Consider the following 13,760-nt stretch of genomic DNA (forward strand, 5'->3'; position numbering starts at 1 on the left):
TGCTTCGTCGCTTCGCTCCTCGCAATGACGATGAGGAGAGGACGGCAAGCCTAACTTAAAGAGCTCTCCCATGTCCGTCCGCATCGTCGACGTCCGCGAGGTCACCAAGCCGATCTCCTCGCCGATCCGCAACGCCTATATCGATTTCACCAAGATGACCTCGAGCCTGGTCGCCGTCGTCACCGACGTGGTGCGCGACGGCAGGCGGGTGGTCGGCTACGGCTTCAATTCCAACGGCCGTTACGGCCAGGGCGGCCTGATCCGCGAGCGCTTTGCACCGCGGCTCAAGGAAGCCGATCCGACATCGCTGCTCGATGCGAGCGGTGACAATATCGATCCGGACAAGGTCTGGTCGATCTTGATGTCGAACGAGAAGCCGGGTGGCCATGGCGAGCGCTCGGTCGCTGTCGGCACCATCGACATGGCGGTGTGGGACGCAGTGGCGAAGATCGCGGGCAAGCCGCTGTTCCGGCTGCTCGCCGAGCGCCACGGTGTGAGCGCCAATCCGCGCGTCTTCGTCTATGGCGCCGGCGGCTATTACTATCCGGGCAAGGATCTCGGCGCCTTGCGCAAGGAGATGCGCGGCTATCTCGACCGCGGCTACAACGTCGTGAAGATGAAGATCGGCGGCGCGCCGCTGGCCGAAGATCGCGAACGCATCGAGGCGGTGCTCAAGGAAATCGGCAAGGACGCGCAGCTCGCGGTCGACGCCAACGGCCGGTTCGATCTGGAGACCGCGATCGCTTACGCGAAGATGCTGCGGGAGTATCCGCTGTTCTGGTACGAGGAAGCCGGCGATCCGCTCGACTATGCGCTGCAGGCCGCGCTCGCCGAGTTCTATCCGGGACCGATGGCGACCGGCGAGAACCTGTTCAGCCACCAGGATGCGCGAAACCTGATCCGCTACGGCGGCATGCGCCCCGATCGCGACTGGTTGCAGTTCGACTGCGCGCTGTCCTACGGGCTCTGCGAATATCAGCGCACGCTCGACGTGCTGAAGACTCACGGCTGGTCGCCGAGCCGCTGCATCCCGCATGGCGGCCACCAGATGTCGCTCAACATCGCCGCCGGCCTCGGTCTCGGCGGCAATGAGAGCTACCCCGATCTGTTCCAGCCCTATGGCGGATTCCCGGACGGCATCCGCGTCGAGAACGGCCACATCGTGATGCCTGACCTTCCCGGCATCGGGTTCGAAGGCAAGTCCGATCTCTACAGGGAAATGAAGGCGCTGGCGGAGTAGCGAAAGCTGCCCACCCGGCGTCATTGCGAGGAGCTCGCGACAAAATTGCAAAGCAATTTTGCGCTGAAGCGACGAAGCAATCCATCTCTCCGTACGGGGGGAGGGATGGATTGCTTCGCTTGCGCTCGCAATGACTTGGAGAGGCCGGTGGCCGTTCCTACCCCAGCCGCATATCCAGCAAGCGCCGGCCTTCGCCCTTGAGCAGCTTCTTCACCGCGCTGGAAGCGATCACCTCGCCAGTGTTGGCATAGGCTTCGTGGTTCTTCTCGATGTCGTCGAGACGATAGAGATAGTTGACCATGATGCCGGCGGATTCGCGCAGGCCCTTCGGCGCGAGGTCGCCGAGCCAGTTGATCCGCTCCAGCCGGGCGCCGTTGCCGAGATGGAAGCGTGCGACCGAATCGATCAGGCGGCCCTTCGATGTGCGGGCCTTCAGGAAGTAGTAGGCGGCGAGCGGCTCGAGCAAGCTGCGCAGTTGCGCGGCGAGGTCGGCGTTCTCGAACCAGTCCGGCTTGTCGAGGCTTTCCAGCAATTGGCGGTCGTCGTCGCTGAGCGGCACGTCGGTTGACTGTTTCACCCACGGCATGAAGCCTGGCACCGGCGACAGCGTCACGAAGTTGTCGAGCTTCGGCAATTCGCGGCGCAATTCCTCGGCCACCTGCTTGATCAGGAAGCTGCCGAACGAGATGCCGCCGAGCCCGCGCTGGGTGTTCGAGATCGAGTAGAACACGGCGGTGCGGGCGCGCTCGACTGCTACCAGCTCGCGCTGCTCGGCGAGCAGCGGCGCGATCGCGCCCGGAATGGTTTCGGTCAGCGCGACCTCGACGAAGATCAGCGGCTCCTCGGGGAGGGCAGGGTGGAAGAAGGCGTAGCAGCGGCGGTCGACCGGATCGATGCGGCGGCGCAAATCGTCCCAGTCGCGAATTTCGTGCACGGCCTCGTAGCGGATGATCTTTTCCAGAATATTGGCCGGCGATGACCAGTCTATCCTGCGCAGCACGAGAAATCCCCTGTTGAACCAGGATGAGAGCAGATGCACCACGTCGCGATCGAGTGCGGCGAGGTCCTTGTTACCCTTCATCAGTGAAAGCAGATCGGTCCGCATCGACACCAGCTCGCCGGTGCCGCCCGGCGCGCGGTTGAGCCGGCGAATCAGTTCCTGCCGGCGCGGCTCGGATGCGAAATGCAGGTCGCTGGCGTCGTCGCCATTGGCACGTGCGCGCCAGCTGTCGATCGCCTGCGTCAGCTTCGCGGGATCGGGGCCGAAGTCGCGGGACAGTGTCTGGAAGAAAGACAGGCGGCCGGTTGCATCGAGGTGGTGGTAGCGGTCGAGCACCTCGCGCGCCATGGCGGTGCCGGAGGCCTCGCCGCGGCCTGACAGCAGCGCCTCGCACAATTCCAGGAGCTCGGAGGGGTCCTGTTTGTCGTTGGCTGGAACGGCGCGGCCGAGCAGAATGCGGCCGCGTTCGGAAATCGTCGAGAGCAGATCGGAGAAGAAGGCGTTGGCCATAGGTGGTTCGTATCCAGTGAAGCCGAACCTTACACGGGATTTAAGGCCGGGCGCACTGGAATCAAGCGCATGGATCGTACGGAAATATGTCGTGGCACGACAACGGTATAATTGGTTCTGGTCGCGTGGCGACAAATTGCGTTCATGTTTTCTCCGCGAACTCGGTCGGCGTCTTGCCGGTCACTTGGCGGAAGGCGTGGGAGAAGGCCGGCACGCTGGCATAGCCGAGGTCGGATGCGACCTGCTTGACCGAAACATTCGCATCGGTCGAGAGCCGTTGGATGGCCGCTGCAACGCGGGCGCGCTGGCACCAGCTCTTGAACGAGAGCTGCGTCTCTGCCGAGAACAGCCGTGACAGTGTCCGCGCCGAGGTGCCGACCGTGCGCGCCAGCGTCTCGATTTCGTAGTCGCGCGTCGGATCCGCCAGCACGATATCGGCGGCGCGCCGGCAGCGCGGCTCGTGCGGCAACGGAATGAAGGTCGCGGAGTCCTCGGCCTGGTGCAGCTCCAGCATCACGAGCTGGATCAGGAGCTCGGTGCGGGCGCGGCTGCTGGAGAGGTCGAACAGCGCGAGGATGGCCTGGTGCAGCAGCGGCGACACCCGCACGACGAATTCGTTGGTGAGGCTGTCGCTGCGTTGTTCGCGCGCCAGCCAGGCCGGCTCGAAATACAGCGTGCGCATCTCGATGTCGGCGAGTACATCGATCGCATGCGCGAACAGGGCGGGGACCCAGACCGCGCGGTCCGGCGGCACCAGCCAGCGGCCTTTCGGCGTCGTCACCTGCATGGTGCCCTTCGCCGCATAGACCAGTTGCGCCTGGCGGTGCATGTGGCGATCGAGGCGGACGCCTTTCCGATAGGTGCGCGCGACCAGGTGCACGCCATCGCCCACACTGCGTCGATCGTCATGGAGTGCTCTGATTGGCGGCTCGGCGATAGTCATTGGCGACATCCCGTCAGGACAAACCCCTATAACCTATTTCCAAGCAATTGCAGATTCGAGTCAGGACTGGCCATGAACAGCCCCAGCCGGGTGATTACCTTCGTTAACGGCGCCCACTTCATCGACCACTACTCGATGCTGATTTTCGCTGCCGCGGTCATCGTCATGGGCCCGGCGCTCGGCATGGCCTATTCGGAACTTCTGCCCTATGCGACGCCGGGCTTCGTCGCCTTCGGCGCCGGCTCGCTGATCACGGGCTGGCTCGGCGACCGCTGGAGCCGCCGCCATATGATGGTGATCTTCTTCGTCGGGATCGGGCTGTCGATGATCTCGGTCGGCTTCGTGCAGACGCCGCTGCAGCTCGGCGCCGCGCTGCTTTCGATCGGCATCTTCGCCTCGATCTACCATCCGGTCGGCACCGCCATGATCGTGTCCTATGCCGAGAAGCTCGGCGCCGAGATGGGAGTGAACGGCGTCTGGGGCAATCTCGGCGTCGCCTCGTCGGCGCTGGTGACCGGCGTGATCGGCCAGTATCTCGGCTGGCGCTGGGCCTTCATCCTGCCCGGCGCGATCACCGTGCTGATCGGCATCGCCTTCGCGATGATGGTGGTGCATGAGGATCGCAAGGGCTCCAAGCAGGCCGCGGCCCAGGTCCGCGTCGCCAAGGAAGACATGTGGCGCGTGGTGCTGGCGCTGCTGATCGTGGTGATCGCGATCTCGACCACCTTCAACGCGGTGACGGTGGCGCTGCCGAAGCTGTTCGCCGAACGACTTGCCGACCTGACCAAGAGCCCTGCGCTGCTCGGCGTGATCGCGGCCGGGGTCTACGTCTTCGGCGCGATGACGCAATACACTATCGGCAAGCTGCTGGACCGGCATTCGTTGAAGTCCGTGGCGCTGCCGCTGTCGTTCGTGCTGGCGCCGCTGCTGTATTTTGCCGCGAGCCTGTCGAACCTGCCGCTGATCGTAGTCTCGATCGGGATCGTGATGGGCGCCTTCGGCCAGGTCACGGTCAACGACGCCATGGTCGGCAAATACACGACCGAGGAATGGCGCTCGCGCGCCTACGCAGTGCGCTACTTCGTCGGCTTCACCGCGGCGGGCGTTTCCGTCGGCCTGGTGGCCTGGCTGTATGACCAGGGCGGCTTCACGATGATGCTGCGCGCTTTTGCCGCGTTGTGTCTGCTCTCGATCGCGGCGGCGATCATCTTGCCGCGCGAAATCAGGACGCCGGCCGCGCAGGTCAATTGACGGCGGAACGCCCTTCCACGCCAGTTCCGCTTAACCGAGGAGGAGCGCGCATTCGCCGCAAGCGGGTGCGGTTCTTCGCTTGTCCCGGCACCACGGTGTGATAGGCTTTGCGCGGGTTTCGGGGACTGAGGCGCCGGTTGCGCCTTGAACACGCCATTTGTGGTTTGTGGAGCAACCGGAATCATGGGTGAAATCCGCGATTTCAAATCAGGCAAGCCGGGCAAGCCGCCGTCCGATGGCACGGTGCCGCGTCGTCTCGCGGCGATCGTGGCGGGGGACATCGCCGGCTACAGTCGGCTGATGCAGCTCGACGAAGAGGGCACGCATAACCGCGTCAAGCGAATCCTGCGCGATCTGATCGAGCCGACCATCGCCGAGCATCACGGGCGGCTGGTAAAGACCACCGGCGACGGCTTCATCGCGATGTTCGACAGTCCGGTCGAGGCCGTCCGCTCCAGCATCGTCATTCAGCAGAACCTGGTCGGCCGCAATGCGGCGGTGCCGAAGGAGTTCTGGATCGAATACCGGATCGGGGTCAACCTCGGGGATATCATCATCGAACCCGAGGACATCTATGGTGACGGCGTCAATGTCGCCGCGCGTCTGGAGGGAATCGCCGACCCGGGCGAGGTGTTCATCTCCGGCGGCATCTACGAGCAGATCAAGCACAAGCTGGTTTGCGGCTACGAGTCGCTCGGCGACCGCAGGGTCAAGAACATCACCGATCCCGTCAGGGTCTATCGCGTGCTGCCGGACGCGGCGGCGTATAGCCGGACGCGCCGGCGTCGCGAGAACGTCCTGATCGGCCTGCTCGGCCTTTCGATCGCGATCATCGCCGGCGGCACTCTCTGGTACTTGCTGGTGCAACAGCGCGGCAATCCGCGCGAGGCGGCGCTGGCGCCGTCGTCCTCTCCCGCTCCCGTTCCCGCGCCCAAGCCGGCCGAGCCGCCGCCTGCGGCCGCGCCAAATCAAACGCAGAGCCCGGTTCCGGCGCCGACCGCGCAGCAATCGTCGGCTCAGCCACAGCCTGCGCCCTCCGCCGGCCCTGCCGCTCCGGTGCAAGCCACGCCCGAGCCGGAAATGGTCTCGCTGACCGGCGGTAGCTTTGCGATGGGCAGCAATGATGATGCCTCGGAACGGCCGATCCACAGGGTGACGGTCAAGCCCTTTGCCATGGGCAAATATCCGGTCACCGTGCGCCAATGGAATGCCTGCGCGGCCGCCAGGGGCTGCGGCTTTACGGCGTCCGGCAACGACGACGCGCCGGTCACCAATGTAAGCTGGAGCGATGCGAAGCAATATGTCGCGTGGCTCGCGGACGGCACGAAGAAGCCGTACCGGCTTCCGACCGAGGCCGAATGGGAATACGCGGCCCGCGGCGGCACGCAGACCAAATACTGGTGGGGCGATCAGGTTCAATCGGGCGTGGCGAGTTGCAAGGATTGCGGCGGCGACGCCGCGGCCGAACAGCCGGTCAAGGTCGGCAGCTTCAGGCCAAATCCGTTCGGCCTCTACGACATGGGCGGCGGGGTCGATCAATGGGTCGAAGACTGCTGGCACCGCAATTACCAGGGCGCGCCGGCCGATGGTGCCGCGTGGCATGACGCCGACTGCTTCTCCCACGTGATCCGCTCCGGTTCCTGGAAGAACGATGCGCGCTACATGCGGCCGGCCAATCGCGACAATTACGACACCAATGTTCGCTATCCAACCCACGGCTTCCGGGTCGCGCTGTCACCTTAGAGCGCGACGAGATTCTGAGGCGGGCACCAGTTTTCGATGAGATGCAGCTCAAGCGCTGAATCGGGGAGGGGTCGATGAGAGGTTTGTGTCCCATCCTGCTCGTGGCGGTCGCGCTATTCGCGAGCCCCGCCCACGCGCAAGGCAAGCCGGCGCCCAAGGATGCGGTGCTGTACTTCGTCTGGCCGCACAACGGAGCGACCATCAAGGGGGCATTCTGGTGTCGCTTCGGCCTGCGCAACATGGGCGTCACCCACGCCGGCGATGACTATCCGAACAGCGGCCATCACCACCTTTTTGTCGACGTCAATGAGCCGCTGAACCCCAACGAGCCCATCCCATCGGACAAGTCGCATCTGCACTTCGGTGCGGGCCAAACCGAGACCCGGCTCGACCTGCCGCCCGGCAAGCACACGCTGCAATTGGTGCTGGGTGACGCCAAGCACTACCCCTTCAATCCGCCCGTCGTCTCCGAGAAGATCACCATCAGGGTTCGCTAAATCGTTCTTGAGCAACGCGGATACCCGTTCGCGTGAAGCAAACGCGTGCTCTTCGCCACGCCGAATGCCGCCTTGCGCAAACTGGCGGTTGCGCTCCCCCGCCGCATGCGGTTTGGTGCCGCCCTTGCCGGACGCGCGATCCGGCGCGGAGGGAAGTCCCATGTCTCGTCACCTGTCGAGTCTGGCTGGCCTCGTACTGGGAGTGATGACGATGGCCTTGCCAGCCAATGCCGATGCCCTGAAGGATCAGATCGCACCGACCGGGAAGCTCCGTGTCGCGATCGCGATCAGCCCGGCCGGCGGCGCGTTCTGGTGCACGAAGACCGAGAGCGGCGGCTATGCCGGCGTTCCCGTCGATCTCGGCAAGGCGATGGCCGCAGAGCTCAATGTGCCAGTCGAATATGTCGTGCATCAGAATTCGGGCCAGATCACCGATGCGGCCGCGAAGAGCACCTGGGACGTTACCTTCCTGCCGAAGGATCCCGAGCGCGAGACCAAAATGACGTTCGGTCCGATCTACGAGGTCGCAGACGCCACCTACATCGTCAGGCCCGGCTCGACGGTGAAGACGTTCGCTGATCTCGATCAGGACGGGATCAAGGTCGCCGCCGTCAACAACACCACGACCATGCGCGGCGCAATCGCGCATCTCAAGCACGCCAAGGTGACGGGCTACCAGACCTATGACGAAATCTTCAATCTCTTGAAGAGCGGCGGGATCGACGCCTTCGCGCTGTCGCGCGACCAGCTCAATGCGATGGCAAAGAAGATCCCGGGCACCCGCGTGCTGGACGAGACCTTCAAGCAGACCGTCACCGCCGTCGCGGTGCCGCTCAATCATCCGCTGGCCGCGGCCTTCGTCACCAAGTTCATGACGGACGCAACCGCCAACGGCACCTTGCGCAAGGCCTATGACAACAACGGCCTGAAGGATACGCCGGTCCGCACCGGCGCGAAGTAGCGCGCATCCTGATATCCGCGGGCTCGAGCGGCTGCGCCGAACTCCGGCATTCGGCGGGCGTGTCGCCGTGGGCGACATGTGTGCAGGCTGCATAAATAGGCAGCAAGGGGCTGCCCGGTTCTCCGGGGTGGTCATAAAGCTATTGTATTCAAAGGTCTTTTTCGGGCCCGCAGCAGTGCCGCCGATTGGCATATCCATTGCTTTTGATTGAATCGGTCAACGACGACTGCCGTCCTCCGGAGGGCCGAAGCCAATGCCGGCCGAGGCAAAGGGATCAAGGCGCCATGCCTGGTGCCTCGAGCAATCGTCGCGACTCCAGCTCAACGATTGCCCGCCAATCCCTGCCTTGATCGCGCATCGGATGTTTCGCCGACGTTGAAGCTGCCGCTTCGGCGTTTCGATCCCGGTCCGAGTCCCGGACGGACGAGCATTTCAACCAGTCCGCGTCGGCAGCCGGCGCGACCATTGTTTAAAGGGACTTGACGAAATGGCCTATCTCGCACCTTCCGAATTCGTCACCAAGATGGTCGACGCCGGCGAATCCAAGATATTCATGTCGACGCGCGACACCGTGATCCGCGCCTATATGGCGGGCGCGATCCTCGCGCTGGCGGCCTGGTTCGCCGTCACGATCAACGTCAACACGGGTCAGCCGATCATCGGAGCATTGTTGTTCCCGGTCGGCTTCGTCATGCTCTATCTGTTGGGCTTCGATCTGTTGACCGGCGTGTTCGTGCTGTCACCGCTCGCGCTGCTCGACAAGCGCCCGGGCGTCACGCTCGGTGGTGTGCTGCGCAACTGGGGCCTCGTGTTCGTCGGCAACTTTGCCGGCGCACTCACGGTGGCATTCATGATGGCCTTCGTGACGACGTTCGGCTTCACGCAGGATCCCGACAAGGTCGGCATGACCATCGGCAACATCGGCGAGAGCCGCACACTCGGCTACGCCGCGCACGGCGCGGCCGGCATGGCAACGCTGTTCATCCGCGGCATGCTGTGCAACTGGATGGTCTCCACCGGCGTCGTCGGCGCCATGATCTCCACCACGGTCCCGGGCAAGGTCATCGCGATGTGGATGCCGATCCTGGTGTTCTTCTACATGGTGTTCGAGCATTCGGTGGTGAACATGTTCCTGTTCCCGTCCGGCCTGATGCTGCACGCGAAGTTCTCGATCCTCGACTACCTCATCTGGAACGAGATCCCGACCGTGCTGGGCAACCTCGCCGGCGGCATCGCTTTCACCGGGCTGACGCTCTACACGACGCATGTCAAGACGAAGCCGAGCCGCGAGCGTCTCGCGGCTTGATCTGCGCAAGCATATGGGTCTCTCCTCTCGCGGAGAGACCCATCGGGCTTGAACCAGGCGATGCCGCGCGGGCTGAAAATATCGGTCGGGCAATTTTCTGATAAGGGCCGCAAGGACACCAATCAGGATTTCCATGGCGTGCTGATCCCCGAGGAGCCGCTGCTCGGCCTGAAAGGCATCGCGGTGGTGCTCGCCGACGGCATCTCCTCCAGCAGCGTCAGCCGCATCGCCGCGGAGTCCGCGGTCAAGGGCTTCCTGACCGACTACTACTGCAGCTCGGAATCCTGGTCGGTGAAGACCTCGGCGCAGCGGGTACTGGAGGCGACCAATTCCTGGCTGCATGCGCAGACCCGGCGCAGCCAGAATCCCTACGACCAGGACAAGGGCTACGTCTGCACGCTCAGCGCCATGGTCATCAAGTCGACATCGGCGCATCTCTTCCATGTCGGCGACAGCAGGATCTACCGCGTTTCCGGCAGCAGTCTCGAGCAGTTGACCAACGACCACCGCGTCGTGATCTCCTCGCAGCAGAGCTATCTCGGCCGCGCGCTCGGCGTGAACCCGCAGCTCGAGATCGACTACCAGAACATCCGGCTCGAGCCGGGCGACATTTTCCTGCTGGTTACCGACGGGATCTACGAGCACGTGCCGTCGCGTCAGCTGGCGAAGATCATCCAGGACGGCGCGGCTGATCTCGATCAGGCGGCGAAGACGATCGTGGAGCAGGCGTTCGAGCGCGGCAGCGAGGACAATCTCACCGCGCAGATCGTCCGGATCGACGAGTTGCCCGACGGCGATGCGCGCGAGGTGTTCGGCCAGGCAACGGAGTTGCCGCTGCCGCCATTGCTCGAGGCGCGGATGCGCTTCGATGGCTACCGCATCGTGCGCGCGCTGCACGCATCGCACCGCAGCCACATCTATCTCGCGGTCGACGAGGCCACCGGTACCACGGTCTCAATCAAGATCCCCTCGATCGATCTGCGCGACGATCCGGCCTATCTGAAGCGCTTCATGATGGAGGAGTGGGTCGCAAGGCGGATCGACAGCCCGCATGTGCTGAAACCCTGGCTGCCGCCGCGCAAGCGCAACTTCCTCTATGTCGCGACCGAATATATCGACGGCCAGACGCTGAAGCAGTGGATGATCGACAATCCCGACCCTCCGCTCGAGACGGTGCGCGACATCGCCGAGCAGATCGCCAAGGGGCTGCGCGCCTTCCACCGCAAGGAGATGCTGCATCAGGACGTCAGGCCCGATAACATCATGATCGACAAGACCGGGACGGTGAAGATCATCGACTTCGGCTCGACGCGGATATCAGGCGTCGCCGAGGCCGCGCCGTCGGCGACAACTGAGGATATCCTCGGCACCCAGCAATACACGGCCCCGGAATATTTCCTCGGCGAGGGCGGCTCGGCGCTGTCAGATCTGTTCTCGCTCGGCGTCGTCACCTACCAGATGCTGACCGGGCGGTTGCCCTATGGCGCGCAGATGGCGCGCGCCCGCACCCGATCCGATTTCAGCAGACTGGTCTATGCGCCGGCTGCGCATCACGGCCGGGACATCCCGACCTGGGTCGACCGCACGCTGGAGCGGGCCGTGCATCCCAATCCGCTGAAGCGCTACGACAGCTTCTCGGAGTTCCTGTTCGACCTGCGCAATCCCAACCCAAAGTACCTCACAACGTCGTCGACGCCGCTGATCGAGCGCAACCCCGTACTGTTCTGGAAATCGACGACGCTGGTCCTCGCGCTCGTCGTGATCCTGCTGCTCGCCTACGGCGCGCATCATTTGCGGTAGACAGCAACGATCGTTCTTCGGCCGCAATCGCCAGACCGTCATCCTGTCAGGGTGACGATCTATCCCTCGTCATTGCGAGCGAAGCGAAGCAATCCATAGTGCGGCATATGCGGAAGCATGGATTGCTTGGTCGCTTCAGCGCAAAATTGCTCTGCAATTTTGTCGCGAGCTCCTCGCAATGACGGGCCGCAAAGATTCACAGCCTCTCAAGATGACGGAAAGAGGTCACCGGGCGTGATGCAATCAATGCGTCGCGCCCTTCGCGATCGGATCCAGCCCGCTCTTGATCAGCGCGTCGCGTGCATCCGGCGAGGCGAGGAAGCTGATCAGGGCCTTGCCCGCCTCCGGCTCGATCGAGGCGGACGCGATGCCGGCGGAGAATACGGTGATCTTCTGCAGCGCATCCGGCAACGGACCGACGATATCGATGCCGGCGACCGGCTTGAGCTCGGAAATCTGCTGGAGACCGATCTCGGCTTCGCCCTTGGCCACGATCTCGCCGACCGGCGTCGCCGGGATCATCCGCGCCTTGGCCTTCATCTGGTCGGCGATGCCGAGTTTTGCGAACATTTCGGTCGAGACATAGACGCCGCTGGCGCTGTCGGAATAGGCGACCGATTTCGCCGCCAGCAGCGCCTGCTTGACCGACTCGGCCGAGCTGATGTCCGGCTTCGGCGCACCTGCTTTCACCGCAATGCCGATCGGAGACTTCACGAGGTCGACGCGGGTGTCGGCGATCACCTTGCCCCGCTTGATGAGGTCGCCGAGCGCATAGCCGACCATGATCAGCACATCCGCCGGCTCGCCGCGCTCCAGCCGCACCGGAATGGCGTTGTCCGTGGTGCCCATCGACGGCCCGAACGCAGTCAGCACCTTGTTTCCGGTCCTGCGCTCGAATTCCGGCACCAGCGCCTTGTAGGCCGCGGTCAGCCCGCCCGAGATCATGACGTGGATTTCGGCGGCGGAGGCGGTTGACGTGAGGGCGAGGGCGCCGATGAAGGCAAGAGCGAGCGCGCGGAAGGTAGCGGAGGGGCGCATGGAGATGTCTCCCGGGGACTTTTTTTGGGGCGTGGTGGCCGGGAGACTACTGCTCGGGAAGAGGCGTGACTAGTCATCCGCCGTCATTGCGAGGAGCTCGCGACAAAATTGCAGAGCAATTTTGCGCTGAAGCGACGAAGCAATCCATCTTTCGGGCGTGTGCGGAGCGATGGATTGCTTCGCTACGCTCGCAATGACGTGAGGCCAGGGCGCAACCCCTCACGAATTCACATGCACGAAGTCGCGCAGCAGCGGGTAGATCTCGTTGGTCCAGCGCTTGCCCGAGAACACGCCGTAGTGCCCGACGCCGGCCTGCATGTGATGCATCTTGCGATAGGTGCGCACGCCGGTGCAGAGGTCCTGCGCTGCGAGCGTCTGGCCGATCGAGCAGATGTCGTCCTTCTCGCCTTCCACCGTCATCAGGCCCATGCGCCTGATCGCGGCCGGGTTCACAGGCCGGCCACGATGCATCAGTCTGCCCTGCGGCAGCAGATGCTCCTGGAACACGTCGCGCACCGTCTCGATGTAGAACTCCGCCGGCAGGTCCATCACGGCGAAATATTCGTCGTAGAAGGTCTTGATCACCTCCGCCTTCTCGGTCTCGCCTTTGGCAAGATGGCGGGCGAGCTCGATGTGCTGCTTGATGTGGCGCTCGAGGTTCATCGACACGAAGGCCGTGAGCTGCACGAAGCCGGGATAGACCTGGCGCAGCGCGCCCTTGCATTGCACGGGCACGTAGTTGATCAGATTATCCTCGAACCATTTGATCGGCTTGCTCGTGGCGAACTGGTTGACCTTGGTCGGCTGGATCCGGGTGTCGATCGGCCCGGCCATCAGCGTCAGCGACGCCGGGCGCGCCGGGTGGTTGTCCTCCGACATGATCGCGGCGGCCGCGAGCGCCGACACCGAGGGCTGGCAGATCGCGACCATATGCGCGCGCGGGCCGAGCTGGCCGAGGAAGTCGATCAGGTGGTCGGTGTAGTCTTCAAGCCCGAAGCGGCCGTCCTCGCGCGGGATGTCGCGCGGATTGTGCCAGTCGGTGATGTAGACGTCGTGGTCCTGCAGCAGCGTCTTCACGGTGCCGCGGAGCAACGTGGCGAAATGGCCGGACATCGGCGCCACCAGCAATAGCCGCGGCTGCTCCGGTCCGTCCACTTTCCGGAAATGCAGCAGCGAGCCGAACGGCGTCGCATAGGCGACCTCCTCGGTCACCTCGAATTCCCTGTTGCCGGCCGTCACGCTGCCGATGCCGTAAGGGGGGCGCGTGTAGGTCAGGCTGGAGCGGGAGATCAGCTCGAGCGCGGCGGCCAGCCGGCCGGAGGCGCCTCGCGGCACCAGATTGAGATATCTCAGCGCCGCCGCGGCCCCGGTCCGCCATGGCGCCGTGAGGTCCATGTGGTTCTGATAGGCCTGATACATCATCGACATCATACGCGTCCGCCCCTGGCTTGGCGTGCCATGCAATATCGAC

11 protein-coding genes are annotated in these 13,760 nt (G+C 64.0%); 7 read left to right on the forward strand and 4 right to left on the reverse strand.

The genetic code is table 11. The features are described from left to right. The first annotated feature begins 70 nt into the window (after nucleotides 1-70). Nucleotides 71-1,240 carry a mandelate racemase/muconate lactonizing enzyme family protein gene (locus tag AS156_RS00805; protein WP_066498696.1) on the forward strand — a complete coding sequence of 390 codons (1,170 nt, stop codon included), beginning with the start codon at nucleotides 71-73 and terminating at the stop codon, nucleotides 1,238-1,240. 157 nt (nucleotides 1,241-1,397) lie between these two features. On the opposite strand, the gene AS156_RS00810 is transcribed toward AS156_RS00805, so the two are convergent. Both AS156_RS00810 and AS156_RS00815 read right to left on the reverse strand, forming a co-directional pair. Further along, nucleotides 1,398-2,750, reverse strand: coding sequence for a malonyl-CoA decarboxylase (locus tag AS156_RS00810; RefSeq protein WP_066498699.1), 1,353 nt, complete (start codon nucleotides 2,748-2,750; stop codon nucleotides 1,398-1,400). A 142-nt stretch (nucleotides 2,751-2,892) separates the two neighbouring features. Further along, a complete protein-coding gene (locus AS156_RS00815; RefSeq protein ID WP_066499261.1) occupies nucleotides 2,893-3,693 on the reverse strand; it encodes an AraC family transcriptional regulator in 801 nt (266 codons plus the stop codon). 72 nt (nucleotides 3,694-3,765) lie between these two features. Here AS156_RS00815 and AS156_RS00820 point away from each other — a divergent pair, with 72 nt between their 5' ends. The 6 genes from AS156_RS00820 to AS156_RS00845 all read left to right on the forward strand — a co-directional run bounded on the left by AS156_RS00820 (nucleotide 3,766) and on the right by AS156_RS00845 (nucleotide 11,251). Beyond that, complete coding sequence (locus AS156_RS00820) at nucleotides 3,766-4,944, forward strand: MFS transporter (protein WP_066498702.1); 1,179 nt, start codon at nucleotides 3,766-3,768, stop codon at nucleotides 4,942-4,944. A 183-nt stretch (nucleotides 4,945-5,127) separates the two neighbouring features. After that, nucleotides 5,128-6,687 carry an SUMF1/EgtB/PvdO family nonheme iron enzyme gene (locus tag AS156_RS00825; protein WP_066498706.1) on the forward strand — a complete coding sequence of 520 codons (1,560 nt, stop codon included), beginning with the start codon at nucleotides 5,128-5,130 and terminating at the stop codon, nucleotides 6,685-6,687. A 74-nt stretch (nucleotides 6,688-6,761) separates the two neighbouring features. Then, nucleotides 6,762-7,184, forward strand: a complete 423-nt coding sequence (locus AS156_RS00830; protein ID WP_066498713.1) for a DUF4399 domain-containing protein — start codon at nucleotides 6,762-6,764, stop codon at nucleotides 7,182-7,184. Between the two features lie 211 nt (nucleotides 7,185-7,395). After that, complete coding sequence (locus AS156_RS00835) at nucleotides 7,396-8,145, forward strand: ABC transporter substrate-binding protein (RefSeq protein ID WP_066498716.1); 750 nt, start codon at nucleotides 7,396-7,398, stop codon at nucleotides 8,143-8,145. Between the two features lie 487 nt (nucleotides 8,146-8,632). Beyond that, the gene (locus AS156_RS00840) at nucleotides 8,633-9,451 is read left to right on the forward strand and encodes a formate/nitrite transporter family protein (protein WP_066498720.1); all 819 of its coding nucleotides are present in this window, start codon (nucleotides 8,633-8,635) and stop codon (nucleotides 9,449-9,451) included. A gap of 60 nt (nucleotides 9,452-9,511) precedes the next feature. Then, nucleotides 9,512-11,251, forward strand: a complete 1,740-nt coding sequence (locus tag AS156_RS00845) for a bifunctional protein-serine/threonine kinase/phosphatase (protein WP_066499263.1) — start codon at nucleotides 9,512-9,514, stop codon at nucleotides 11,249-11,251. Between the two features lie 243 nt (nucleotides 11,252-11,494). Here AS156_RS00845 and AS156_RS00850 read toward each other — a convergent pair whose 3' ends face one another. Together AS156_RS00850 and AS156_RS00855 are read right to left on the reverse strand one after the other, a co-directional pair. Next, nucleotides 11,495-12,289 (reverse strand): substrate-binding domain-containing protein, encoded by a 795-nt coding sequence (locus AS156_RS00850; RefSeq protein ID WP_066498723.1) that lies wholly within the window; start codon nucleotides 12,287-12,289, stop codon nucleotides 11,495-11,497. A gap of 219 nt (nucleotides 12,290-12,508) precedes the next feature. Next, nucleotides 12,509-13,720 carry a polyhydroxyalkanoate depolymerase gene (locus tag AS156_RS00855; protein WP_136625958.1) on the reverse strand — a complete coding sequence of 404 codons (1,212 nt, stop codon included), beginning with the start codon at nucleotides 13,718-13,720 and terminating at the stop codon, nucleotides 12,509-12,511. Nucleotides 13,721-13,760 lie beyond the last annotated feature (40 nt).

The organism is Bradyrhizobium macuxiense, from assembly GCF_001542415.1.
GTDB lineage: Bacteria > Pseudomonadota > Alphaproteobacteria > Rhizobiales > Xanthobacteraceae > Bradyrhizobium > Bradyrhizobium macuxiense.